This window comes from Polymorphobacter megasporae (assembly GCF_018982885.2).
Classification (GTDB): domain Bacteria; phylum Pseudomonadota; class Alphaproteobacteria; order Sphingomonadales; family Sphingomonadaceae; genus Polymorphobacter_B; species Polymorphobacter_B megasporae.
Window position 1 is genome coordinate 477083 of the sequence record NZ_CP081848.1, and the last position, 24855, is coordinate 501937.

The 24855-nt window shown below is 62.1% G+C and carries 19 protein-coding genes and 1 pseudogene; 11 read left to right on the forward strand and 9 right to left on the reverse strand.

Annotated features, from left to right (window positions below):
* Positions 1 to 232: 232 nt before the first annotated feature.
* The 5 genes from KTC28_RS02250 to KTC28_RS02270 all read left to right on the forward strand — a co-directional run bounded on the left by KTC28_RS02250 (position 233) and on the right by KTC28_RS02270 (position 5240).
* Entirely contained in the window at positions 233 to 1162 is a 930-nt protein-coding gene (locus tag KTC28_RS02250; protein ID WP_216710448.1) for a LysR family transcriptional regulator, read from the forward strand.
* A 74-nt stretch (positions 1163 to 1236) separates the two neighbouring features.
* The gene (locus tag KTC28_RS02255; protein WP_216710447.1) at positions 1237 to 2238 is read left to right on the forward strand and encodes an alpha/beta fold hydrolase; all 1002 of its coding nucleotides are present in this window, start codon (positions 1237 to 1239) and stop codon (positions 2236 to 2238) included.
* Between the two features lie 106 nt (positions 2239 to 2344).
* Complete coding sequence (locus KTC28_RS02260; protein ID WP_216710446.1) at positions 2345 to 3136, forward strand: alpha/beta fold hydrolase; 792 nt, start codon at positions 2345 to 2347, stop codon at positions 3134 to 3136.
* Positions 3133 to 4086, forward strand: a complete 954-nt coding sequence (locus KTC28_RS02265) for a DMT family transporter (RefSeq protein ID WP_216710445.1) — start codon at positions 3133 to 3135, stop codon at positions 4084 to 4086. The genes KTC28_RS02260 and KTC28_RS02265 overlap by 4 nt, the downstream gene beginning before the upstream one ends.
* Positions 4083 to 5240: an epoxide hydrolase family protein gene (locus KTC28_RS02270; RefSeq protein ID WP_216710444.1), complete on the forward strand. Its 1158-nt coding sequence runs from the start codon at positions 4083 to 4085 to the stop codon at positions 5238 to 5240. The genes KTC28_RS02265 and KTC28_RS02270 overlap by 4 nt, the downstream gene beginning before the upstream one ends.
* A gap of 510 nt (positions 5241 to 5750) precedes the next feature.
* On the opposite strand, the gene KTC28_RS02275 is transcribed toward KTC28_RS02270, so the two are convergent.
* The 7 genes from KTC28_RS02275 to KTC28_RS02305 are packed head-to-tail and all read right to left on the reverse strand — an operon-like array spanning position 5751 to position 16054.
* Positions 5751 to 7232: a serine hydrolase gene (locus KTC28_RS02275; protein ID WP_369426569.1), complete on the reverse strand. Its 1482-nt coding sequence runs from the start codon at positions 7230 to 7232 to the stop codon at positions 5751 to 5753.
* On the reverse strand, positions 7229 to 8311 hold the full coding sequence (locus KTC28_RS02280; RefSeq protein ID WP_216710443.1) for a hypothetical protein: 1083 nt from the start codon (positions 8309 to 8311) through the stop codon (positions 7229 to 7231). The genes KTC28_RS02275 and KTC28_RS02280 overlap by 4 nt, the downstream gene beginning before the upstream one ends.
* A complete protein-coding gene (locus KTC28_RS02285; RefSeq protein WP_439650118.1) occupies positions 8308 to 9357 on the reverse strand; it encodes an N-acetyltransferase DgcN family protein in 1050 nt (349 codons plus the stop codon). Before KTC28_RS02285 ends, KTC28_RS02280 begins: the two co-directional genes overlap by 4 nt.
* A gap of 13 nt (positions 9358 to 9370) precedes the next feature.
* Positions 9371 to 11632 (reverse strand): TonB-dependent receptor, encoded by a 2262-nt coding sequence (locus KTC28_RS02290; protein WP_216710442.1) that lies wholly within the window; start codon positions 11630 to 11632, stop codon positions 9371 to 9373.
* The gene (locus KTC28_RS02295) at positions 11629 to 13032 is read right to left on the reverse strand and encodes a peptide MFS transporter (protein ID WP_216710441.1); all 1404 of its coding nucleotides are present in this window, start codon (positions 13030 to 13032) and stop codon (positions 11629 to 11631) included. Before KTC28_RS02295 ends, KTC28_RS02290 begins: the two co-directional genes overlap by 4 nt.
* Positions 13029 to 14030 (reverse strand): dipeptide epimerase, encoded by a 1002-nt coding sequence (locus KTC28_RS02300; RefSeq protein ID WP_255602199.1) that lies wholly within the window; start codon positions 14028 to 14030, stop codon positions 13029 to 13031. The genes KTC28_RS02295 and KTC28_RS02300 overlap by 4 nt, the downstream gene beginning before the upstream one ends.
* Positions 14030 to 16054, reverse strand: coding sequence for a serine hydrolase domain-containing protein (locus KTC28_RS02305; RefSeq protein WP_216710440.1), 2025 nt, complete (start codon positions 16052 to 16054; stop codon positions 14030 to 14032). The genes KTC28_RS02300 and KTC28_RS02305 overlap by 1 nt, the downstream gene beginning before the upstream one ends.
* Positions 16055 to 16176: 122 nt before the next feature.
* Here KTC28_RS02305 and KTC28_RS02310 point away from each other — a divergent pair, with 122 nt between their 5' ends.
* From KTC28_RS02310 to KTC28_RS02325, 4 genes are all read left to right on the forward strand, one after another.
* Positions 16177 to 16833, forward strand: coding sequence for a helix-turn-helix domain-containing protein (locus tag KTC28_RS02310; protein WP_255602200.1), 657 nt, complete (start codon positions 16177 to 16179; stop codon positions 16831 to 16833).
* A 247-nt stretch (positions 16834 to 17080) separates the two neighbouring features.
* Positions 17081 to 18325, forward strand: coding sequence for a dipeptidase (locus KTC28_RS02315; protein ID WP_255602397.1), 1245 nt, complete (start codon positions 17081 to 17083; stop codon positions 18323 to 18325).
* Between the two features lie 622 nt (positions 18326 to 18947).
* Positions 18948 to 20606, forward strand: a complete 1659-nt coding sequence (locus KTC28_RS02320; protein ID WP_216710437.1) for a putative bifunctional diguanylate cyclase/phosphodiesterase — start codon at positions 18948 to 18950, stop codon at positions 20604 to 20606.
* Between the two features lie 11 nt (positions 20607 to 20617).
* A complete protein-coding gene (locus KTC28_RS02325) occupies positions 20618 to 21061 on the forward strand; it encodes a BLUF domain-containing protein (RefSeq protein ID WP_216710436.1) in 444 nt (147 codons plus the stop codon).
* A gap of 627 nt (positions 21062 to 21688) precedes the next feature.
* Here the strand turns inward: KTC28_RS02325 and KTC28_RS02330 are convergent.
* Entirely contained in the window at positions 21689 to 22273 is a 585-nt protein-coding gene (locus tag KTC28_RS02330; RefSeq protein ID WP_216710435.1) for a glutathione S-transferase N-terminal domain-containing protein, read from the reverse strand.
* Positions 22274 to 22594: 321 nt separating this feature from the next.
* Complete coding sequence (locus KTC28_RS02335) at positions 22595 to 23737, reverse strand: alpha/beta hydrolase (protein ID WP_216710434.1); 1143 nt, start codon at positions 23735 to 23737, stop codon at positions 22595 to 22597.
* Here KTC28_RS02335 and KTC28_RS23205 point away from each other — a divergent pair.
* Together KTC28_RS23205 and KTC28_RS02340 are read left to right on the forward strand one after the other, a co-directional pair.
* Positions 23676 to 24005, forward strand: a pseudogene (locus KTC28_RS23205) (LysR family transcriptional regulator); the annotation flags it as partial. The gene KTC28_RS02335 and the pseudogene KTC28_RS23205 overlap by 62 nt on opposite strands.
* Before the next feature lie 150 nt (positions 24006 to 24155).
* Positions 24156 to 24776, forward strand: a complete 621-nt coding sequence (locus tag KTC28_RS02340; protein WP_255602201.1) for a LysR substrate-binding domain-containing protein — start codon at positions 24156 to 24158, stop codon at positions 24774 to 24776.
* Positions 24777 to 24855: the final 79 nt, after the last annotated feature.

Below are 24855 nucleotides of genomic sequence, written 5' to 3' on the forward strand. Positions count from 1 at the left end.
TGATACCACCGCCACGAGCCGAGGCCGATGCGGCACCCTGGACGCTGCTGCTAGCAAGCGCCACGCTCCCCAGTAGAACTCCCACGTCCCGCCTCGACATATCGCTCATGCGCTCATCCATCCTCAGGCGATCGCTCCATGCGAACGCTTCCCATCTTCAATAGCGAATGGCATTGTCGGCTATTAGCTGCAAAATGGTGCGGCTTATCTGAAGTCGCACTTAAGGAACAATATGCGGACGCGTGAAATGTTGGAGGGTCTGCCTGTCTTCCTAGCTGTCGTCGAAGCTCGGAGCTTCACCCGCGCGGCGAAGAAACTCGGCGTGTCGCCTTCGGCCGCCAGCCAAGCGGTTCGCACGCTTGAGGCTAGGATCGGTACAGCACTTCTTTCTCGCTCCACCCGCAGTCTCAGCCTCACGTCCGCGGGTGAGGCCTACCTTCGCAGGATTGGGCCGGCCTTCGCGACGATCGAGGAAGCGACACGCGACGCGATGGGCCGTGCGGCGCAGCCGTCGGGACTGCTTCGCCTTACCATGCTAAAGGCTGCTTACGACGGCGTGGTCGCGCACGCCTTGCCCAACTTCAGGAGGCGGTATCCGCTGGTAGAACTGGAGATCGAAATCGAAGGAGGACTCGTCGACATTACGGATCGGGGATTCGACGCAGGTATGCGCTACGGCCACCTGCTTGCGAAGGACATGGAATCTGTCGAGATCCTCCGAGCATCAGCGTCGGTGCTAGTTGCAGCGCCCAGCTACCTGGCCGATCACCCTGCACCTATTAGACCTGAGGAGCTTTCACGGCACGACGCCGTGGTCTGCCGGAGCCGAACGACCGGCGTAATTGCGTCATGGTCTCTCCAGAGCGACGGGCGGTCGTATCGACATGACCCGGAAAGGCCCACCATCGCCAGCGACCTCTCGTTGCAAATCGATCTCACGTTAGCCGGCCATGGGATCAGCTGTACACCGCTGCAATGCGCGGCCGCCGCGATCGCGGCGGAGCGGCTCGTTCGCGTGCTGCCCGCTTGGGAGGCGCCGCTAGACACTATACACCTCTACTATCCCAAGCGGGGCAAGACGAATGCAGCGTTGCAAAAGCTCATCGCCTGCCTGCTCGGAGAAGGAGAGTCCGATCATCTTGAAGCAACGCTTCATGCCTAACGTCGCGATCTGGGGCTAATCCAGAGAATCCCGCAGTGCTACTGGATCCTTAGAGCATGCGAAAAGGGTAGTCTGTGATTTGGCATTGGTCTGTTGTTGCCCTGTTTGCGCTCGCCGCCACCGCCCCAGTCCGGGCGCAGGTACCGAACCCCTCCGAGTTCAAGCGGACGTTCACCGATCATGTTGCGTTGGTGAACGGCGTTCGGCTCCACTATGTGATCGGCGGAGCCGGCAGTCCCATTCTGCTTGTCCACGGCTTCCCGGAAACCTGGTACGCTTGGCGCAAGGTGATGCCGAAGCTCGCGGAACACCATACGGTCATAGTCCCCGATCTGCGCGGCGCGGGAGCGTCGGGGCGGCCGACAGGCCCGTACGACACCGGCACCATGGCGGAAGATCTTCACCAACTCGTTCGTCAGTTGGGCTACGACAGCATCGATGTCGTCGGCCACGACGTGGGCGTTGCGGTAAGCTACCCATACGCCGCGGCCCATCGGGGGGAGGTCCGCCATCTTGTGCTCTTGGATGTGCCGCCACAGGGTACGGCTGCGTTCGAGAAGCTGCGCTCGGAGGCGTGGAATTGGGGGTTCCAGGCCATACCAGACATGCCCGAAACGCTCGTTGCCGGGCGTGAACGAGCCTACCTGGATGAAGGGTTCTACAAGGCGCTCTCTCAGAACAAGACCGCGTTCAGCCGCGAAGACGTCGACGAATACGTTCGTGCCTACTCCGCGCCGGGAGCGATGCACGCAGCGTTCGAATGGTATCGAGCTTTCCCCGAAGACATCCGACAAAACCGGATCCAGCTGAAGACGCGACTTGAGATGCCGGTGCTGATGCTAGGGGGCGCGCAGTCCGGAGCATCGCTCATGCGCGAAACCGCCCAGGAGATTGCGATCCGTTACGAGGTCGGTTCAGTCGAGAACTGCGGTCATTGGATGGCCGAGGAGCAACCGGAGGCTGTATCCACCAGAATCCTCGCGTTCATCGACAGCCCAGAGCCTTCCGCTTCACGAGCACTGATGCAGCATCCGCACCGCTCGAGGACGTCTTCCCTCCAGGCGGCGCCGCAGTGACGCGGCATCGGGTATGGTAAGGGCGGCGCTGGTCCCTATCGAGCATCGGGTGGTCGAGGCGAACGGAGCGCGGTTCCACATAGCATCGGCAGGCGAAGGTCCGCCATTGCTGCTTCTGCACGGCTGGCCGGAGTTTTGGCTGACCTGGCATCCAATCATCGAGCGTCTCGCCGATCGCTTCCAGCTCATAGCTCCAGACCTGCGGGGCTTCGGCGGAAGCGAGAAGCCGGGAGCGGCTTTCGGACCTTCGCGACATGCGGACGACATGGCTGCGCTCATAGAAATCCTCGATATCGCACCGGTCGGGATAGTGTCGCATGACGTCGGGGCCAGCGTGGCGCAGGAACTCGCTCGTCGACGGCCGGGACTGGTCCGCGCGCTCTTCTTCTTCAATCTCGTTTATCCGGGCATCGGCGACCGATTCACGACGCCCGATCATCTACGCTTCGTATGGCACACCTATTTCAACCAGAGCGAACTCGCGCCGAAGCTTCTCCGCACATCGCCAGAAGCGATTCCGATGTTCGTCGAGCATCTGGTTAAGCTGTGGGCGTACCGTCAAGATGCCATCGGGCAGGATCTCATCGATGCCTTTGCCCAGAATCTCGCCCAGCCTGGCAATCTTGAAGGCGGCTTCGACTACTATCGCGGTGCGGCGGAGGAACGCGCGCTCGCTGATGAGCATGGAAAGCCGTCTCCGATCGCCATTCCGACCTGTGTGCGGTGGACCGAGGGCGACCGGGCGCTTCCGGTGGCATGGGCGGACCGCCTCCCGGAGTTCTTCACAAATCTCGACTTTGCTTCGTTCCCGGACGCCGGTCACTTCCCACATCACGAGCAGCCCGATCACGCCGCGGCGGAGATCGCTGGCTTCTTCGGTCGGCTGACTGCGTCATGAGCGTTCCCTGGCGCGCCGGCGGCGCTGCCGGTGTCTGGAGCAACAGCCGAAGGCTTATCGTTCTCGCCGTCGCATACCAATGGTTCTACAACGGGGCCAACTACCTGGCGTTCAAGATTGCGGGAGATGCTCTTCACCCACTGATCGTGGCCACCATCCGGTTCGCCGTCGCAGGGTTGCTCCTTCTTCCCTTTGCGATCGCGCGTCGCAAGCGGGCTTCGGTCACGCCGAGACAGATCGTGAATGCCGCGATCGTCGGGATTATACTGCTCGTCGCAAGCCAGGCTCTGGCGATCTGGGGCACGCACTTCCTCCCTGCCGGTGTCGCCTCCGTATTTGGATCGGCGGCGCCGCTGTTCTTGGCGCTGTTCGCGTGGGCAATCTACGGACGGCCGCTGACGCGTCGGCAGTTGGCGGGCGTCGTAATTGGTTTCGTCGGATTGGCGCTGATCGGCTGGTCGTCTGCCACGAACGCCGGTTTCAGTCTGGTCGGTGCCGGCTTGACCCTCACGGCGTCGGCCTGCTGGGCGCTAGGTTCGCTACTTGCACCGCGGCTCAAGCAACCGGACGATTCTCTGGTTGCCCTGACTACGCAGTTGTTGGCGGCGGGTTTCCTTCTTGCATTGATCGTCACCGCAGCCGGCCTCGCGGGCAAGGCTCGGTTCGACCACGTGCCGCTGTCGGCGTGGGGAGCGATCGGCTTCCTCATCGTGGCCAGCACGCTTATCGGCTATGCGGTGTTCTTGGCGCTAAACTCCCACGTCTCGTCGACGCTGGCCAACACCTTCAATTATGCCGCTCCGGTGATCTCGATCCTGCTTGCTGCGTTGCTTCTTCACGAGCCGTTGACGACCGCCAAGATCGCGGCGGCGACGATCACGCTCGCCGGCGTCGCGCTGATGATCGGAGGCTCCGACGGAAAGCGTGCACATGTAACGGAGCGGACATGACTGCACCAGCGACGCCCGCGCCGATAGCGGTGTCCGAATCTGAACTCGTGGACCTGCGCGAGAGGCTTGCCCGCACTCGGTGGCCGGAGGCGGAGACGGTAGGCGACTGGGCGCAAGGGGCACCGCTCGACAGCGTTCAGGTGCTCTGCGCCTATTGGCGCGAAGAGTACGATTGGCGGCGCTGTGAGGCAATGCTTAACGGCTGGAATCCGCAGCGTATCATGCTGGATGGACTCGGCATCCAGTTCTTCCACGTCCGGTCGCCTCAGCCTTCGGCGCTGCCGTTACTAATGACCCATGGTTGGCCAGGTTCCGTCATAGAGTTTCACAAGATCATCGGACCTTTGACGGACCCGGCACGTCACGGTGGCGACCCGATGGACGCTGTCCACCTGGTCATGCCGATGCTGCCTGGGTACGGTTTCTCAGATAAGCCCGCGAAGACGGGGTGGAACCTTGAGCGGACGGCCTCGGCTTGGACGGAGCTTATGCATCGGCTCGGTTATGGTGATCGCTGGGCGGCGCAGGGCGGCGACTGGGGAGCACAGGTCACCTCGACCCTCGCTTCGCGATCGCCACCAGGGCTCGTCGGCGTTCATTTCAATGGCCATTCTTGGCGACCTACGCCAGCCGAGCGAAAGCATGCTGACGAGACCGAGACGAAGCTCATCGAGCGTATGGATTACACCGATGCCGAGCTGATGGGCTACAAGAAGCTGCAGGGTACGCGGCCGCAAACGATTGGTACTGTGCTGGCAGACTCGCCTGCCGGACAGGCCGCATGGATTTTCGAGAAGTATCGCGATTGGACCGACTGCGAAGGCGATCCTGCCCGCCTCTTCAGCGCAGACGAGATGCTCGACAACATCATGCTTTACTGGCTGCCGAACGCGGGAGCATCCTCGGCCCGTCTGTACTGGGAGGTGGAGCATGCGCCGGACGAGGCCTCAACAGTGGCGGTGCCGGTCGCTTTCACCCGCTTCCCAGCGGATCTTAGCGCCCCCTCGCGCCGATGGGCCGAACGGAGGTTTAAGAACATCGTTTCGTGGCGGGAGGTCGCGAAGGGTGGTCATTTCGCCGCCTGGGAACAGCCTGAGCTGTTCACACAGGAGCTTCGGATCGGCTTGCGGGCGCTGAAAGCCGCGACCCTATGAGCGGCGAGATCGTGATGACACGGAAAATATGGTTTTGCAGACAAGAACAACCTGATTCATCTTTGCTCACGCCAGACCGCTTGGCTGTATTAGCATTTACCGAGTATGCAACAGTATTCGGTGGCCCGTCCGCTCGACCACATCATACGTGTTCCAAGCCGACCCTACATCGCAACCCTTCCGCGTCTACGTCTATAAAGCTAAATACACGACAGCTGTTTTTATCGATCCGGCGTGACGGCATGCCGTCGACAGTCGCGGGATCGATCGTCGCTATCACCGGAGCCTCCATCAAGCGCCGATGCCAGAAGGCGGTTGGTCCGACCCGACTTCGCGTACTCAGCTGCAAACCGTATCGTTGCCTCCCCGAGGAATTGCCCGAGTGTTTGATCCTCAGATCGAACTTCAGGGGCTGACCTCATCTCAGTGTGCCAGTCGCGGGCGCGGGTTTCAGATCGAGGTCCTGATAATCGAAGCTGAAGTCGGCGAGAGGCGAAACCGGTTTGAGGCTTACGCGGTCGACATGGCCGTTAGCATCGAGCCGAAGGTGACGAATGCAGGCTCGATATTCGGGTCGGTGAAGCGCGCGATAAACGTATCGTACTGATGCGGCACCAGCGGGCCAATCATCCTCGGCGTCGTTTTGAAGTCGATCGTCAGCCCTGATGCGGTCGCCGTTACGGCAACATGTCCGTACCACGGATCGACATAGTCGCCGGCGTAGCTACGAAGCGGCAGCGATGGCTTTGCAGGGGAAGGCGCAACTGCCGTGTAGTTCGCCGCGGCGACGGCCTCGGCAACCCGAGCGTGCGCCAGCGCGATCAGCTTTTCTGGCCAGTCGGCTTTGGGCAATCCGAGATAATGATCGAGCAGTTCGTACATCAAGCCGCGCATGACGTACCCATCTTCCGAGTTGATCAGCATCGTGAAGCCGACATTCTGCTCAGGCATCAAAACCACTATCGCCTGGAAGCCGAACACCGCGCCCGAATGCCATACGATTTTCGTGCCGCGATAGTCGCGGACATCCCAGCCGAGCGCATAGCCGTCGAAGTTCGCCTTGGTCGCAGTGAAGCCGGGAGGAGCGTCAGCGATCGGCTGGAAGACGAGCGGTGACCACATTGTCTTCGACGCCGCTTCGCTGAATAGCCGGGTCCCGTCGGCAAGCGCCCCGTGCGCGAGTTGCAGGCTCATCCACTTCAGCATGTCTTTGGCGCTCACTGCCATGCCGCCGGCCGGGGCGCCGTTGCGGCCGAGTTCGTCGCGCTCGTCTATGCGGATCTGCGTGCCCGCCCCGCGCAGGCCGCCGTCGAGCCGCGCGTGCGGGTAGGCACGGTCGGCGACGGCGAAGCGCTCGCCGGACCCGGTCGTCGACTCGAGCATACCCGCCGGACGCAGAACGTCTTTGCGGACATAGTCCTCCCACGTTTGGCCGGTAACTTCCTCAATCAGCTGCCCCGCGACCATGTAGAGGACGTTGTCATAGGCGAAGGCGCTCCGAAAACTCGTCGCGGGCTTCAGAAAGGCTAGACGTCGGACGCTCTCGCGCCGGTCGAGAATGGTCCGCGGTACGAACAGAAGGTCGCCCTCGCCTAGCCCGAGGCCCGAGCGGTGGACCAGGAGGTCGCGGATGGTTATCTCCCGCGTGACCCACGGATCGTACATCCGGAACCACGGCAGGCGATCGATGACCTTGTCGTCCCAACCGATCCGGCCGGCATCGACCAGTGTCGCCAGCGCCGCGGTTGTGAATGCCTTACCCGTCGAGCCGTTGGGAAAGAGCGTGTCCGCGTCGACCTTGGCCGGTGAGCCCAGGGCACGGACGCCGAAGCCCTGGACGAACGTCGCCGTGCCGTTTTCGACGATGGCGACGCTCATCCCGGGTATTCCGGCCTCGGCCCGAAGCGCGTCCACACGCGCGGCAAACCCCGCTGGCGGGGCGGCGGCGACCGGGGCCGCCACCAACAGGATGACGACGAACAGGCGAATCATACAGCCTCCGATGTCCTAAGCAGCCGTGCCAATCCAAGGGTCAGCAGCGGCAGAACGTAGACGATCAGGAACACCACCGCGAGCGCGCGGTACCCGCGCGCGATAAGTGCGACTAGACCGAAGCGGTCGGCGACAAATATGCACGCAGTTACAATCCCCGCAGCTAGAATCGCACGATCGCGTGCGCCGAGCGCGCGACGCGACGCGTGCGCGATCCGCTCGACGATGGCGTGAACCGCGCCGGTGCCGCTCTCGAGAAGCGCTGCGAAGATCATCGTCTGGAACAATAGGCGAAAGGCGGGCATGCCGAGAGCCGAGAGCATCGTGTCGGACGGCAGCGTCGCGCTCGCGATGCCCGGCAGAAAGGCCGTCATCGCGACAAAGAACACGATCGCCGGCGCCATCGCAAGCGGTCCGGCGATCAAGCCGGCGGCGATCGCATCGCGGCGGCTCGTCAAATGGCGCAGTACCGGCAGTACGACGACCGCCCCGACGATGTTGTAGCTGGCATAGGTCACACCACCGACGACCCAGTCTCGCGGCGGCGGAGCGTCGACGAACGCTCGACGGATCCCGCCACCGAAGTGCATCACCGCGAGGATGAGGAAGACAGCGTACACCCCGTATAGAATGAGGGAGACATATTTGAAGAGCCGCTCGACGCCGGCGTTGCCGAACGTGGCGAAGACGACGATAGACGTGGCCAAGGCCAACGTTCCCGTCAGCTGCGGCGCGCCGAGGGTCGCCGCGCCGATCGCCCCGGCCGCCGCGCCGAACACCGCCAGCACCACGACGACGAACAGAAGGTACGAGATCTCGAAGACGACCCCACCGCGGCCAAGAAGCGCCGCGAACAATGCCCTATAGTCGCCTGCGCCGACACCGTGCGCGAAGGCGAAGGTGGTCGCCGCGACGCTGCTCCAAATGAGCGTCGCCAAGATCATGCCCGCTACGCCGCCCCATGGTCCGGCAGGGAGTTCGCGGCCCGTGGCGTAGCCGCCGCCGATGACGACCGCCTTGAACGCCAACCCCGGTAATATGAAGCGCTGGAAGCGCGTAGCGGAATCGGGCGTCGTCATTTCAGGCAGGCTTCGACCAGCGCATCGAACGCCGCGCCACCGCGGATCGGATCTGCTACGGGCAGGCCGTGCCGGGCAGACTCGAACGCCATCAATGTCTTTGCGGCTTTCGCATCCATCGCCGACGTGTTGAGCGCGATGCCGCCGCATACGATGTTCGGGTTGGTCGTCCGCCCGAGCATGACCGTCAAGCCGATAACCTCGGCGATCGAGGGTAGGGCGAAATCCGGCAGACCCATAATGTGGGTCCGCGCCGGATCGTGGCAAACGACGAAAACGTCGGGCTGACTGCCGTGGAGCAAAGCCAGCGACACGGATGCATAGGCAGGATGGAATAGCGAGCCCTGACCCTCGATCACGTCCCAATGATCCGGGGCAGCATCGATGCTGAGCATCTCGGCGGCACCGGCGGCGAAGTCGCTTATGACCGCATCGATCGGAATGCCGCCGCCCGCGATGATGATGCCGGTTTGTCCCGTCGCCCGAAAATCGACATCGACGCCGCGTCGGGCGAATGCCCGGGCGATCGAGAGCGCCGTGTACTTCTTGCCGAGCGCGCAATCGGTACCTACTGTCAGCAGACGCTTGCCCTGCCGCCGACGCCCGGAGCCGACCGGAATCGCTGCCGGCGGTATGCGTACATCGATGAGAGCCTTCCGCGTTTTCGCCGCGGCTATTGCGAGAACGGGCAAGTCGCCCAGCCGCTGGTGCATTCCGCTGATCAAGTCGAGTCCAGCGTCCAGCGCCTCGACGAGCAACGGGAGCCACGCCGGGGCGATCATACCGCCTTCGACTGCGACGCCAATGACCAGCGCCCGCGCGCCGCGGAACCGCGCTTCGGCCGGTGTCATCCGTGGCAGTCCCGTGGTGACCGTGCATCCCGGCAGAGCGCACTCGCCGACGCAGCGGTCGCTGGCCCAGTCGCGCAGTCCGAATGCGGTTTTGGCGTAGGCATCTGCGGAGACCTCGCCGAGAAACAGCAGATACGGCGACGGTAGAGACCGCAACTGCGCCACGTCGTCGCCGCGCCAAGTCTGCGCGCCGATGATCGGCACGACGCTACAACGCGGCCGTGAGCGCCAGCCCGACCGTGCGCGGTCGGATCACGCCGGTTGCGACCGCACCATTCGGGTTGATCGGACCGCCGTTCGCCATCGCGGCGCCAGTGGAGGTCTTACCCTCCGCGTTGGTCACGTTCTTGACGTAGGCTTCTAGACCGAAGCGGCCGAAGTCCGCACCGGCGCGGAGGTCGACGACCGTGTACTGCGGCAGCTGACGCTGCCGGCCGTTGGTTGTACGGAACGTCTGATCGAAGTCGCCCGGCTGCTTCGACAGGAAGCGCGACGACACGCCGACAAACGGCTTAAGCATGTCGCCGATCGACCAGGCGTAGTCGCCATTCAGATTGACGCTGTACTTCGGCGTGAACGGTAACGCGTCCCCGGGCCGACCGCCCACCAGTGGACCTGCGTCGTCGACCAAGCGGGCGTGCGTGTAGGCCCCATTGACCGAAAAATTGAGGCCAGGCGTCGGCCGAACAGTCGCGGTCAATTCGAAACCATCGCTGCGAGCCTTGCCGGCGTTTACATTGATACCGAAGTTGTTGACGATCGCGAGGAGCTGGATGTTTTTCCAGTCGATGTAGAAGATGTCGGCATCGATGCTGAACGTCCGGTCCGCCGTCTGCGCCTTGATGCCGACCTCGTAGTTGGTCAGCGTGTCGGAGGTGTAGCTCGTCGGCGTTCCCGGGGGAGCACCGGGCGGGAGGACGTTCGGTCCGCCCGGCCGATAACCCTTTGCAACCCGGCCGTAGACCGATAGGTTTTCTCCGAATTTGACCTTGGGTGCAGCCGAATAGGTGAAAACGTTTTCCGCCGACGTCGCGGTCGGGAAGATGCTGGTCCCCCCGGCGAGCGCTCCGGCAGTGTCCTGATTCGCGCGCTGACTGTTATGGCTGTAGCGGCCGCCTAGGTCCAAATCGAAGTGCTCGCCGAAGTGAAGCGTGGCATTGCCGAACCCCGCGGTCTCTTCGTAGCGTGACCGGAGGTTCACCAGCGCGAGCTGCGGCAGCCCGGTCGCGGGGGTCAGAGTGCCTGGGACGACCGCGACGTATTCCTGACGGATATAACCGCGCTCGTTAGTGTAGTAGACGCCGGCGAGAAGATCGATGAAAGACAGCGACTTCGTCAGTCGCATCTCCTCGGTGAACTTGTCGTCGTTGGTGTTCTGACCGAGGTAGAGCTCATTTGGCACTTTGAAGATCGCGTTGATCAGCCCGCTGAGGTTGTTCGTAGCATCGGTGCGGCTCGTCTGACGTTGGGTGCCGTAGCTCGTCGACGACGACACGTCGACGAAGCCGAGATCGAGATGGCCGGTACCATTGTAGACGCGGTAGGCGACATTGCTGAACGAAGGCACGAACTGCGACAATGTCGGCTGGCCATAGAGTGTCGAGAGCGTGTCGGGATCGCTCTCGACGGTCGACCGCGCTTTGGCTTCGATGTTCTGCAGGATCGCGCTCGCGCGGAACGAGAACTTCGAGCTCGGCTCAAACAGGATGGAAGCCCTTCCCCCATAGACACGATCACTGTTGATGTCGTTCTGCCGATCCGATCCCCCGGTGCCGATCGAATCGATGAATCCGCCGTCGCGGCGATAGAAGCCCGAGGCGCGGACCGCGAGCGTCGGCGTCAGCGGCACGTTGACGACGGCATTTCCGTAATAGGAAACCTGGCCGCCCTCGACCGCCTCGACGCCCCCACGGCCACGTGCACTGAGCGTGGTCGGATCGGGAGCGTTAGTGACGAATTTGAGGATGCCGCCAAGCGAATTCGACCCGTAGAAGGTGCCTTGCGGGCCGCGCAAGACCTCAATGCGCGAAAGGTCGAACGTGTCGAAGTCTCCAGCAAGAACCGCCCCGTTGACCAGACCGCTCGACGAGCCGAACGGCGTCTCGTCGACGTATACAGCAACGGTCGAGGCTACCCCGCCAGCGTTGATGCCGCGCAGTATCAGACGTCCCGCGCCCGGCGTCGATTCGGTGAGTTGGAGGCCGGGAACAAGCTTCAGGTAATCCTGAAAGCTCGTCGCCTGCTGCAGTTCGAGAGTGGTGCCCGACACGACGGAGATCGACTGTGGCACATCGATCAGAGCCTGACTGCGCTTCTGCGCGGTGACGACGATGTCCTCGGCGCTTCCAGAACCGGCGCCGGCTTGAGGATCCGCGTTCACGGCGCCGGAAAGGGGCACCGCGGAAGCCGATTGCGGAGCCGCGGCCAAGAAAGCGGCGGTCGACAGAATCAAGGCGCGCTGCTTCATCATGATCTATTCCCCTCTATCCCAGGATCGCCAACATCACCCTGGCCAATCCCATGTTGGACGATACGATCCCGATCGGAGAAGTCAAAGCTTTCGTCTAGTCGATGCAGCATTTCGGCGCGGGCAAGCAGAGGTCGGCTAAGCCGCAGCAAAAGTGCCGCAAAGACTGCTACGGCAGCCAACAGCGTGAAGTAGGTGCCATGGCCCATTCGGCTCCAAAGGGTGCCGACGGCTCCAGCGGCGAGACTGCCGCTGAAGATCGTCAGAAACCATGCCGCGACGGTGGTGGCGCCGAAGCCGGGCGCGGCTAGTTTCGCGAACAGTCCTAGCCCCGTCGGCAAAACGAACAGTTCGCCGAGCGTATAGATCGCAAAGAATGCGATCAGCCAAACCGAGTCGGCGCGGCTGTTGCCCGCAGTCTCCGCGACGACCGCCAACAGAAGATACGCGCCGCCGACGATCATCGCGCCCGTCGCCATGCGTCCAATCGCGTCGCGCGCCAGCCCGCCTGCCTCACGGCGCCGCCAGATGGCGAGCAGGACGGGGGTCATCGCCATGACGAATAGAGGGTTCAGAGACTGAAACCACGTCATAGGGACGATGATATCAGTGCTAAACAAATGGACCCGACGATCGATGCCGACGTCTGCCCATAATGCAACGGTATTGCCGATCTGCTCATATGCGCCACGGAACACGGTCACCGCGAGTGCGACGGCAACGAGGACGGCGATCGTCGCGCGGTCGAAGCCGGTGGCGGCACCGCGGCGTTCTGGCCGCGCCGTCCGATCACGTTCCGGCGGCAGATAGCGCCCGCCCCACAGATAGATCATCAACCCGGCAACCATGCCAAAACCCGCTGCGCCGAAACCATAGTACCAGCCGTAGACCTCGCCGAGCGTCCCGCAGATCAGTGGGGCGAGGAAACCACCGATGTTGATGCCGACGTAGTATACGTTGTACGCCCACGCACGTCGCGGGTCGTCGGCCGTATACAGGTCGTTGATCTGACTCGGCAGACTTGGCAGGAACAGCCCGTTGCCAAGCGCGATCGTCGCCAACGCCGGATAAAACAATGGCGGAAAGATCATCATAAAGTGACCAGCTGCCATGATGCTTGCGCCGAACAGAACAGCGCGGCGCTTACCAAGGTAGCGGTCGGCGATCACCCCGCCGACGATCGGCGTGAAGTATGCGCACGCTGTATAGGTGCCGTAGACCAGCGAAGCGGTGCCCTGCCCAAGCAGCAACGACTTGGTCATGTAGTAGACCAGCAGCGCCCGCATGCCGAAGTACGAGAATTGCTCCCACATGTTTGTCAGGAATAAAACAGTAAGGCCACGCGGCTGACCGAACCAATTTCCCTGCCCCGTAGGCCCGGCCGCCGGCGCGAAGATTGTCATGCTCCGAGCGGGGTTCCCCAGACCTCTGGCCCCGACCATATCTCGCCGTTGGCGTAGACAACGCTGGGGCTGACGTCTTCGGCGAGGAAGGTCGGGCCGTCGAGGTCGACGAGGTCGGTGACTTGCCCGAGGACGAAGCCAGGCGCGGTGGCAAGGCTTGTACCGACCATTGTCCCCACCATCACGGCAAGGCCGAGCCGACGCGCCTCGGCCGCCATGAGCAGCCCTTCGGTCAGGCCGCCGCACTTGTCGAGTTTGATATTGACAACATTAAACCTGCCGACCGCTCCGGCGACATCGGCAAGACTGCAGATGCTCTCGTCGCCCGCCAGCGGGATCGGAGAATTGAACCACTCCAGCTCGGCGTCGTGGCCGCGTGCAAGCGGCTGCTCGACGAGGCTGACGCCGTTGTCGACGAGGCCCGGCAGGAGCGCGTCGAGGCTGGCGCGGGTAAACCCCTGGTTGCCGTCGACGCCGAGCCAAGCGTCGGGCCGGGCCGCGCGGATCGCGATCACCCGGGCAAGGTCGAGATCGACATCGCCTGTCAGCTTTACCTTGATGGACTTGGCCTGAACGTAGGCGACTGACATCGCCGCCATCGCCTCGGGGGTGTCGGCCCCGATGGTGAAAGTTGTGCGGAGCGCCCGCGGCGCGGCGAGCCCGGCGAGTGCCCATACCGGTGTCCGCGCACGCGCCGCCTCGAGCTCCCACAACGCGCAGTCCACGGCGTTCCGCGCGCCGCCCGGCGGAAGGATGGTCCGCAATTCCTCACGCGAAGTGACCGCCTCTAGTTCGCGGCGGTTCTCCTCGAGCGTGGCGATGATCGTGTCGACCGTATCGTCGAGGAAGAATACTCCTGACGCCTCGCCGCGACCGGTACGGCCGTTTTCGCGTAACGTGACGGTGACGATCGGCGAGGTTTCGAAGATGTGCCCGGCGATGCGGAACGGAGCCTTGAGCCTGAGATCGGACCGATGGATTTCGAGGGTGATCGCCATCAGTAGTGAACCGATGGCGTCATCAAGTTGAACGTGGCGGCCACATAGACAACCAAGACCGCCGACGCGAACACGAGGAGGTTCCACACCTTACGCGTCCAAGGCCGGCCGCCTGCGATGGTCAGCCACAGATGCAAGCCGCTGGCGAGGACCGCGCCGACGAAGACGACGGCACCGGAGATCTCTAGCGTCAGAACTAACCAATCGAGGCCGCCAGCCAGCGCGTCCGGGCTGCCAGTCATAATCGTCACGGCCACCCCCCACGCGGCAACGACCGCGACATCGAGACCGGCAAGCAGCCGTGTCGCGCGATGCGCATGCAGTGCGGGGCCGGCAAGCTGCTGCATCGCCTTATACCGCCGTCTAACCAGCGCTGCGATCGGCCAATGAAGGAAGGTCAGCAGCAGGATGCCAAGCGAAACGCCCAGCGCTGGAAGGATCCACGACGCCGATTTGCCGGTGGGAACACGGTCGAACACCTCGAATGGCGAGGCGAAGTCGTAGCTCCACCGAACCGGCTTGCCGCCGACGACTTGAGCCGCGAGCCTATCGTGGCCATTCGCGTCACGCCATACGTATGGTGCGATTTCGACCCAGTCACGCGGTCGACCGCCGGCGCCGACAATAGATGGTACCACCAGCTCGCCCTTTGGGCCGACGTTCACAGTCGCCTGAGTCAGGAGGTACAGGGACGACAGGAAGGACGTCTCGGCTCGGCGGCTGGCCCACCATGTTCCCGCCATCGCTCGTGCGTGAGAGGTCGACGTCGCAGCGTCGACCTTACCGTCGGGCGTGGCGACATTGGGAAAGTAGCGGTCCGCGAAATCCTGGAACAGCGCCCCTCGCAGCGTTCCGGCGGCGCCCGCCTTGCCGGGGCTATTAAACGAAACGTAGAACCCGACGCCTTCCCGAAGGAAAAGGTGAAGCGAGGTGTGGAAGGCTTCGAGATCGCCAAGATGCCCCACGATCTCCCGACCGTTGAGGTTGGTTTCGAAGAAGCCGAGTTCCATCCGGCTGAGCGGCGGAATGAGCGACCGCGGGTTCACCTTGCCCAACGGACTGGCATGCATCATTGCGGCAGTCGCCGGCTGCAGGATGCGATGTCCGTCGAGCTCGCCGCCGTTCAACTGGGCCAGCATGAACCGCGCCATGTCGACGCCCGACGAGGAGCCCTCGCCTGCAGGGCCCGGGCCTACGTACTCGAAGCCAGGCGACGGCTTGCCGGGCTTGGGATATCCAATGGCCATGTCGCCTGCGATCGATGCAGGGAGCGGCTCGTGGAAAGTCGAGTGGCGCATATCGAGCGGCGCGAAGATGTGCTTGTCGAGATAGTCCTCGATCTTCTCTCCCGACACGCGCTCCACGATGTATGCAGCCAGGGCGGTCCCCCAATTGGAGTACGCCGGAGTTGTTCCGCTTGCGAATATCCTCTTCGGTATCCACCGTCGCAAGTAGTCTCCTAGCGGCTGATTGAATTTGGGGTCGAAGTAGACGATCCCCTTTGCGGTTTCCTCGAAACCGCCGGTGTGGGTCATGAGCTGGCGCATCGTCACCGGGCCGTCGGACCGCGGCGGCAGCTTGAAATCGAGATAGGTGTTGACGTCGGCGTCGAGGTTGAGCCGACCCGCCTCGACCTGCTGCATAACGGCGGTCCAGGTGAACAGTTTCGACACCGAGCCGGGGCGGAACAGCGTCCGTTCGGGATCGACCGGGGTCCGCTTGTCTCGGTCGGCGTAGCCGAAGCCGCGCGCGGTAAGGATCCTTCCGTCGGCGACGATGGTGACCACGGCTCCCGGTATGTCGCCGGTGTGGAGCGCATACGGCATGTATCCGTCGAGCCATGCGTCGACGTCGGATTTGGTCAGCGCGTGCGCGGGACTTCCGGGCGGCACGTCGCGTGCGGGCAGCACGGTCGTGCTGGCGGCCGGCGGCGTCAGGCTCGGCCCCACACTCGCCCTGTCCTGAGCCTGTGTGGTCGCTGCCACCAAGGCGACAAGTCCGAAGATCCACGCAGCTCGTTGCATCACCCACTCCCCACCCCGGATTGCCTCCGACCGTTCGAATCGATACCTTCAGCAAAGATGATCCGATTGGGATGATGTTATCCCGATTGGAGATGACGTCAACCGTTATGGGAGTGTCCGACGTGACTACCACAAGTCCGACCCTCGGGGCCCTTTTGCGGGCTTTTCGCTTCCGCAAGGACTGGACGCTGAAGGAAATGAGCACGGCTTGCGGAATACCGCTTTCGACGCTTTCCAAGATCGAGCACGATCGACTGACGCTAACTTATGACAAGCTACAGGTTCTGAGCCGCCGCTTGGGTATGCGCATGTCGGAATTGTTCGCCGAGACCGACGACGACGCTCGGCAATCCGTGACCGCGCGTCGCAGCGTCGGCACGGTCGGCACTTCGATCCGAGTCGAAACGCCGAATTACGACTATTACTACTTGTGCACCGAACTGCGGAAGAAGCGTATGATACCGGTGCTCGCCAAGATCCGGGCCAAGAGCGCCGAGGAGTTCGGCGAGCTGGTTAAGCACGCTGGCGAGGAGTATATCTACGTTCTAAGAGGTAGAATCGTGGTCATTACCGAATTCTACGATCCAGTCGTGCTCGGGGAGGGTGAATCCATCTACATCGATTCGACCATGGGCCATGGTTATCTAGTCGCCGACGGTTGCGAAGAGGCGGAGACGATCGGCGTGATGTCGAGCGCCGACGAGGAGTTGACGTCGGCTCTGATGGCGTTGCACGGCGACAGAAGCGACGTTGGTCCGATACAGCGGTTGAAGCGATGAGGCGATCGCGCCACATTCGGCATATGATGCCCTTGGCCAATGACGGCACGATCGTTCGACCAGAGGTCCTCGTCGCTGCAATGGTAGACTGTTGGTGAGACGGCTCGTTGCCTTGCCCCAGGAGCATCTGTCTCATGTCGTTCCCTATACGCTTCGCACGGTCGCAGCGGAGTGTCCGTTGTCGCAGCGACGTCAGCAGACCATGAAGTTCGCAGTCAGGTTTGCCGCCCTCGGGATCGCCGCGGCAATGAGCGCTACCACCCTCCAAGCCGCGGCGTCGACTGCGGAGGCACGGGTAGCGGCGGTGCTCAAGTCCACTCCGTTGATCGATGGCCACAACGACTGGGCCGAGGCGCTTCGGGAGCGTGAGGGCGACGGACGTTGGATGCTGGACCTGCGGGCCGGACTCGATACCAAACCAGTGCCGTACAATACCGACATCGTTCGCCTGCGCCGCGGCCACGTCGGCGGCCAATTCTGGTCGGTGTTCGTCTCGGCCGACCTGCCTGGACCCGAGCAGGTCAAGGAAACGCTCGAGCAGATCGACCTCGTCCACGTATTCGTTGCACGATATCCGCAGGATTTCGCGCTCGCCCGAACCGCCGCCGACATCCGCCGCATTCATCGCGAGGGGCGGATCGCGTCGTTGATCGGCGTCGAGGGTGGTGGTCAAATTGATGCCAGCCTCGCGGTGCTTCGCAGCTATCACGACCTCGGTGCAGGCTATCTCACGCTCACTCATGTCAAGAACATCGCGTGGGCCGACTCGGCGACCGATGATCCGAGGCACGTTAGCCTAACGCCATTCGGCCAAGCGGTCATATCCGAACTCAATCGCTTAGGCATGCTGGTCGACCTCAGCCACGTCAGCGAAGCGACGATGCGCGCAGCGCTGGCTGTATCCAAGGCACCGGTGATCTTCTCCCATTCGAGCGCGCGTCTACTCGACGACCATCCGCGCAACGTGTCCGACGACGTTCTCAGGCTGGTTACAACAAACGGCGGGGTCGTGATGGTCAACTTTGCACGCGTCTACATATCGGACGCCTACCGCCTTTGGTCGGCCGAAGAAGCCGCAGAGCGCGCTCGGCTCAATGCCCCACCGTACTCCGGCCTGTTCGTCGGCCAACCGGAGAAGGCCGCGACGGCGCTGGTTGGCTGGGAAGCGACGCACCCGGCTCCGGTCGTCACCCTTTCCATGGTCGCCGACCACATCGAACACATCGCCAAGGTTGCCGGCGTCGATCATGTCGGTTTGGGCAGCGACTTCGACGGCGTCGGCAATGCACTTCCAGACGGACTCGGCGGCGTCGACACCTATCCCGCTCTGCTCGTGGAGCTGGCGCGCCGCGGCTGGAGCGACGCCGACCTCGCCAAGGTTGCCGGCGGGAACATACTGCGGGTGATGACGGCAGCCGAAGGCGTCGCGCTGACAATGGCAAATACACCGGCCGGCTCGGCGACGCTCGCGGCAGACAGCGCATCGAAGTGAGCCCGGGTTTACGGTAGCTCGCGCCACGGGATCGGCGTGCCAACAGCTCGGAGTGATCGCTTGGCTTGGCCCATTGATGTACAGCCGCGTCGTATCTTCCGCTGCGAATGAATGAAGCTGCCGGCGGTGGAAGTCGCAAGCGCTCCACCGCAATACGCCGATGTTTCGAATGACGGAGAACTACGCCTGACCACAAGGCGATGCACGCAGACGAGCCTACACCAATTGAAAGCCGAGGTAGGGGTTCGGCATCATCGTACCACTGTCGTGACCGTCGCGCCGAGGCCGGCACGTTCCATGGCAATGGCGGATCGTCCATCAAACGACCGTATCCGTCACATCCGCATTTCAAGTTTGTCCGTCTAGCTCGGGATAACGGACTGATCCGATGGCGATTAGGCTCTTTCCATATCGTACTCACGCCGTCCGCCGAGCGTCGGCCATCCAACCAGTAAAAGATTAATATACCAAGTTGCATAAAAAGACCTGATAGGAAGATAACTAACCACGGTTAATGTAAATTTACCAAATTATTTGGTGTCTATTATTCCGTGTTAATACTACAGCTCATTGATATCTGGTTGACCGATCGTAATCGCTATTTTGCATATGAGACTTCTTGATGACATCTACCATTGATCTAGAAGAAACTGTCATAGCGCCGCAGCCACGAAGCGCCGCACTCCCGGAAATGGCGACGGCGGTTCTTATCGTCGACGAAGATCGGCAGGTCGAATATGTCAACGCAAGCGCAAGGGAGCTGTTTCTGCCGGTCGAGCCTATTGGCTGCACGTTGACGGCCCTGTTCACCAGTTGTGGCGCGACTGGTGGGGATAGCGTCTTCGCATCAATCGATGACGGTGTCGAATTGGCACCGGTCAGGCTGCAGCTCACCGACGACCGCCTGCTCGACTGCACGCTGCGGTCGTTATCGAGCGGCGGATTCGTCCTCAGCATGGATGATGTCACGACCTATGTTCGCAATGCCGAGATGGCTGAGCGCGATGCATTGACCGGGTTGGCCAATCGTAAAGCGCTACGGGATCGCTTGGTGGAGCGGCTGGCCAACGTAGCGCAGACGGGTCAGGCAACGGCGTTGCTGTATATCGATCTCGATCGCTTCAAGGCGGTCAATGATACACTTGGACATCCGATCGGCGACACGCTGCTCCGGAAGGTAGCCGAGCGCTTTAAAAGCGCGACGCGCGATGGCGATATCGTGGCGCGCCTCGGCGGTGATGAATTTGCAGTTATTCAATCGGACACGCCGCAGCCAGCTGGTGCGCAAGCGCTCGCGACACGCTTGGTCGACCTAATTGGCCGAGCCTATGCGATCGACGGTCATCTCCTGCACATTGGAGCGAGTGTCGGCGTCGCGATCGCGCCAAACGATGGTCGCGAGCCCGATGTATTGCTCAAGAACGCGGATCTTGCGCTTTACCGAGCCAAGGCAGAGGGCCGCGGCTGCTACCGCATGTTCGCGCCGGAGATGGCCGAACATCTGCCGGCGCGGCGAGCGCTGGAAACCGATCTTCGCCGGGCCTTGGCTCTCAAGCAGCTGCAGCTTTTGTATCAGCCACAGTATAATCTTGCCTCGAAGGTGATCGTCGGCTTCGAAGCGCTCATCAGATGGCACCATCCGACACGCGGCGTCGTTCCGCCCGAGGAGTTCGTTCCGCTCGCCGAAGAGATCGGCATCATTGGAGCAATCGGAGAATGGGTGCTTCGTACGGCGTGCAAGCAAGCCGCCGCGTGGTCGGTGCCGGTAACGATTGCCGTCAACCTTTCGCCGGTGCAATTTCGCGGTGGTAGGCTTGCCGAAACGGTGACCTCGGCTCTGGCCCAATCACAGCTTCACGCGCGGCGCTTGGAACTTGAGATCACGGAGGGCGCGCTGCTCAACGACACCAGTGATGTCCTGAAAACGCTCAACAAGATACGAGAGGTTGGCGTCGCAGTGACGATGGACGATTTCGGGACCGGATACTCATCACTCGGTTACCTTCAGAAATTTCCGTTCGATAAAATCAAGATCGACCAGTGCTTCGTCCGCGATATCGATTCTAACGTCGAACGCGAGGCGATCTTCCGTGCCGTCACCGGCCTTGCCTCGGCGCTTCGCATGAAGACGATTGCGGAAGGCGTCGAGACCGAGGCCGAGCTTGCCTGCGTCCACGCTGCGGGGTGCGACGAAGTGCAAGGTTATCTGACCGGTCGCCCGCTATCGGCAGAAGCTACGGTGGCGCTCCTCGAGCGCGCATGCTCAGCGGAAGCTGCGTAAGGAGACATGTCATGTCCGACGATCTTTATCGCCTGGTCTATTATAGCCACAATGCCGTGACCGGCGATGCGGACACGGTGGCGACGGCGATAACCTCGATCTTGGCGAAGAGTCAGGTCAATAATCAGCGTGTCGGCGTTACCGGCGCGCTGATGTTTAACTCGGGTTGCTTCGCCCAGGTGCTCGAAGGTCCGCGCTCTGCTGTCGAGGAGGTGTTCGAGCGCATCCAGCAGGATGACCGTCACGGCGACGTTTCGCTACTTGCATTCGATCCGGTGCCCACCAGAGCATTCGAGGATTGGTCGATGGGCTTCGTCGGTGCCTCGATAGGCGACGCCGCTCGCTACGGCGTTCTCGTCGACAGCAGCGGATTTGATCCCGCAAGGATGGACGGAGATGCTTTGTTCGAAACCCTGCGGGGGCTGGCGATGGAGGAGGAGCATGTCGAACATTGATTCAACCTCTGCCATTCATCCGATGGTTTGCCGTCTGCCGCCCTACGAGGCGCTGGCAGCACCGAGCGCCGGTAACCTCACGAGCTTTTCGATGTTGTACATCGGGTCATTGCGTTCGAACGCGGGGAGTAGTTTCCATCGCTGACGTGTAACGTGCAAGCGTATCGCTCCACGTGATCAAGAGGTTCGCCCGGCAGTCATAGCGGCGGAATGGGTTGTCTCGGCGGCTAGTGACCGCAGCGACCATTCATTCTCGGGCGCTGAACCGATCGCAGTCGCAGCGACGATGTCGCTGCGACGGGAACGGCAAGAGGGTCCCCCGCACCGGCTGATCGACAGCGTAGCTATCCATTGGTCCAGTTTCTGACGTTCTCGCACTGTTGAGCGCGATCGCTGGCGGTTTGATCCAGGACGTTACGTCGACCAGTGCTTGAGGGAATGTTCATCGCAATCCTCATCGAACGAACCGTGAGAGAACGTGGGGCAAGCGGACCATCTGCTCTCATGAACACCCTTTGTCACGGTAGAGTGCCTCACGAGGCCGACGATCACGGTGTTCGCGCGCGAATGAGCCGTTATTACTGCTTGCTGTGCCGATGCAAATCGGGCACCGTCAGCGCAGTCAGTCTAAATGAGCCCCTCGTGGGTCATCGCCATCCGCACGGCTGGTCTTACCATCATCCGATCGCGGAACGTGACGAGTTTCGCCGGCACGTCGAGACCGTTCTTTTCCGCCCAGAGGAGCATGACGAACAGGTAGCAGTCGGCAACGGTGAGATCGGCACCGAAGAGGAAGTTACCCTGCATGGTTTCGGCGAGATAACCCAAGCGCTTTAGGATGAGCTCCTCGGCCTTGGCCTTTTCCTCGTCGCCGGCACCGGCAAAGAACGGCTTGAAGCTCTTGTGAATCTCGGTCGAGATGTACGACAGCGCTTCGAGCAGGCGAGCCCGCCCCAGCGTTCCCGAGGGAGCTAGCGCCTCGGCCCGGTGTGCGATCCAGTCGAGGATCGCGACGTTCTCGCTCAGGGTCTCGCCGGTGTCTAGCGTAAGCGCAGGGACATAGCCTTTGGGATTAATCTCGGTGAAATCCATGCCACCGGAAATCAGCTTGGTTTCGAGGTCGACCTTCACATGCTCGAACGACAGGCCCGCTTCGTGCAAGGCGATGTGATCTGCCAGGCTGCAGGCTCCGGGGGAATAATAGAGCTTCATCGCATCTCTCCGGTATGGACCTCAAGCAAACGCACGGTTTGCCCTTCCGTCGCTGGACTGCGCATCGCCGTCGTCTTAATGATGCTCCGTCCGATTTTCCTCAACGCGCGACAGTGGAAGGTACCGGAATATCGTCCGAAACACGTCCCCGATTCGGCTGATGAAGAGCGACCCGACCTGGGGCAGGTCCGCAGCTTCGGCGCCGTCGGCGAGATAGCCGTGCGTTACCGGCTTTCTTTTTAGCTTGCTCAATAATCCAACATCGTGATCTCCATGGCGTACTGTAGGCGGTGGATCAATTCACTGCCGAATGAACGTCACTCATGCGGCGACGGGCCTCAGAGCCTTTTGTCCCAGCCAGGCGCGTATAACCTGGATGAGTTCCGCCTTGCGTTCCAGCGGAAGCCAATGGGCACCGACCAGGCTCGTCACCACCAGGTCCGCGCAGGCCGCGCGCATCGGATCGCCAGAGTGGTTGCCCTTGATGGTGTTGATCGCATCAAGATCCCCGTTGACGTACAGCACCGGCTGCAGGATGCGGCCACCGCTGGGCGCCATTCGTGCATAAGCGATGTTGGCATCGTCGTTCATGTACCATGCGCACGGCCCGCGAAAGCCATGAGCGTTGAAAGCCTGCACAAGTGCATCGAAGTCGGCAGACGGCCACAGGTCCGCGTCGGGTCGCGTGGGCGGAGCGCGATGCGCCGAACCGAATCGCCCGCCCTTCCGGGTGACCATCGCATTCGGCGAAGGCTTCCCGACGCTGGCAGGGTCGCCCTTGCGGAAAATCGATGCCAGCGACGCCGCCTTGTCCGCATCCAGGTCGGCGACCGCGGATTTGAAGTGCTTGGTGTAGTAGCGGTAGTAGTCCCACTGGCCATCCGGGTATTGATCAGCCGGATAGATCGTGCGGTCGACCAACGGGACGATCGTCGGTAAGGCGTTCGCGTCGGGAAAGTATGGAACCGAGATCAAGACCGCGCCACGGCTGCGCGCGGGTTGATGTGCGACCAGCGACGAGGCTATGACGCTGCCCCAGTCGTGGCCGACCCAGATCGCGGGCTTGCCCCCAAGGTGGTCATGAAGCTCCGCCATATCCTGTATAATATGCTCATAAGTGTACGCATCGATGGCTTCGGGGATGGAGGAACCTCCATAGCCGCGCATGTCCGGAGCGACGCATCGCCAACCGTCCGCGGCGAATGCGTCCATCTGAGCGCGCCATATGAGGCCAAGCTCCGGCCAGCCGTGGAGAAAGATCATCAACGGCCCACCGGCCGGACCAATTTCAAGATAGTGCGTCGTATGACGAACTGTACTGAAAATGCGCGACGAGAGCTTGGGCGCGGGCATGCCCGATGCCGCTCCCGAAAGAAGGCCGACTGCACACATTCCCAAGAGGATGGTCCGCCTGTCGATCGCGGCTTTCAAAGGAGAGCCGAGCAGTTCAATCACGTCGTTCATCGTCAAATACTCCGGGCGTTCCAGATTACTGGGCTTGGCTCAAAGCCATTTCTCACAGTATGCCGAACCATCTGATCGGTTTAGTGCGATAATCGTTCATGAGGCTTGTAGTCAGACTTATAGGTGCGGATTGCGACAGAAGGACACTCTCGAAGGCGTCGCGGTGTTCGTCGCGGCGGCCGAGGCAGGCAGCTTCTCCGAAGCGGCGAGGCGTTTGGGGGTAACGCCATCCGCAATCAGCCAGGCTATCCGGGGTCTCGAGGATAGGCTTGGTACGACGCTCCTTCGCCGATCGACACGCAGCCTGAGCTTGACCGACGTCGGCCGGGATTATCTGAGTGAAGCAGCACCCGCCCTATCGCGATTGAGGCGAGCCGCGGAGGACGCATCCGGTCGCGGCGGAAGGCCAAGCGGCCCCTTGCGCCTCACGATGTCTCGCGCGCCCTTTCACCTGGTCGTTGCCGAGGCGCTGGTGGCGTTCAAGAGCACCTTTCCCGACGTAGACCTCGAGATCGCGGTGGAGGCACGGATGGTCGACATTGTCAAGCAGGGTTACGACGCAGGTCTTCGCTATGGCAACTACCTGGCCAAGGAAATGGAGGCTGTGCAGGTTGCACTGAGGTCGGAGGCGGTTCTCGTCGCTTCACCATCGTATCTTCATGGTCGGGCGGTTCCATCCGTCCCCGACGATCTGCTCGATCATCGCACCATCATGTGCCGGAGTCAGGGCACCGGCCTCATCCTGCCTTGGACGCTTGAGGCCAGTGGCGAGATTGTACAGATTTCCCCGAGAGCCGCGACCATAGTCCATGATCTCTCCTCGCAGATCGATCTGGCCGTGAGAGGTTTCGGGATCGTGAGCGCTCCTGCGCCCATGGTAGCGGACGCCATCGACACCGGTGTGCTGTCGCGGGTCCTGCCCTCATGGTCTTCACCATTGGAAGCGGTATACCTCTATTTTCCTAGCCGACGCCATCAATCCGCGGCGCTGCGTGCTTTCGTGGGTTTCATGGAGAGCCGCTTCCAGCCAGCTCCTTAACGATCAGGCGTCCCAGACTTCCGAGTGGGCGGCAAGTTCGAGCGCCGTCCTAGCGGGCATCTTGGCGAAGGATTCGCTG

Excerpts from the sequence above, each read along its gene's own strand:
- KTC28_RS02300 (WP_255602199.1), bottom strand. The coding sequence starts at position 14,030 with ATGGCGATCACCCTCGAAATCCATCGGTCCGATCTCAGGCTCAAGGCT.
- KTC28_RS02330 (WP_216710435.1), bottom strand. The coding sequence starts at position 22,273 with ATGAAGCTCTATTATTCCCCCGGAGCCTGCAGCCTGGCAGATCACATC.
- KTC28_RS02290 (WP_216710442.1), bottom strand. The coding sequence starts at position 11,632 with ATGATGAAGCAGCGCGCCTTGATTCTGTCGACCGCCGCTTTCTTGGCC.
- KTC28_RS02295 (WP_216710441.1), bottom strand. The coding sequence starts at position 13,032 with ATGACAATCTTCGCGCCGGCGGCCGGGCCTACGGGGCAGGGAAATTGG.
- KTC28_RS02265 (WP_216710445.1), top strand. The coding sequence starts at position 3,133 with ATGAGCGTTCCCTGGCGCGCCGGCGGCGCTGCCGGTGTCTGGAGCAAC.
- KTC28_RS02315 (WP_255602397.1), top strand. The coding sequence starts at position 17,081 with ATGAGCGCTACCACCCTCCAAGCCGCGGCGTCGACTGCGGAGGCACGG.
- KTC28_RS02335 (WP_216710434.1), bottom strand. The coding sequence starts at position 23,737 with ATGAACGACGTGATTGAACTGCTCGGCTCTCCTTTGAAAGCCGCGATC.
- KTC28_RS02320 (WP_216710437.1), top strand. The coding sequence starts at position 18,948 with ATGACATCTACCATTGATCTAGAAGAAACTGTCATAGCGCCGCAGCCA.
- KTC28_RS02270 (WP_216710444.1), top strand. The coding sequence starts at position 4,083 with ATGACTGCACCAGCGACGCCCGCGCCGATAGCGGTGTCCGAATCTGAA.
- KTC28_RS02305 (WP_216710440.1), bottom strand. The coding sequence starts at position 16,054 with ATGCAACGAGCTGCGTGGATCTTCGGACTTGTCGCCTTGGTGGCAGCG.
- KTC28_RS02325 (WP_216710436.1), top strand. The coding sequence starts at position 20,618 with ATGTCCGACGATCTTTATCGCCTGGTCTATTATAGCCACAATGCCGTG.
- KTC28_RS02250 (WP_216710448.1), top strand. The coding sequence starts at position 233 with ATGCGGACGCGTGAAATGTTGGAGGGTCTGCCTGTCTTCCTAGCTGTC.
- KTC28_RS02275 (WP_369426569.1), bottom strand. The coding sequence starts at position 7,232 with ATGATTCGCCTGTTCGTCGTCATCCTGTTGGTGGCGGCCCCGGTCGCC.
- KTC28_RS02280 (WP_216710443.1), bottom strand. The coding sequence starts at position 8,311 with ATGACGACGCCCGATTCCGCTACGCGCTTCCAGCGCTTCATATTACCG.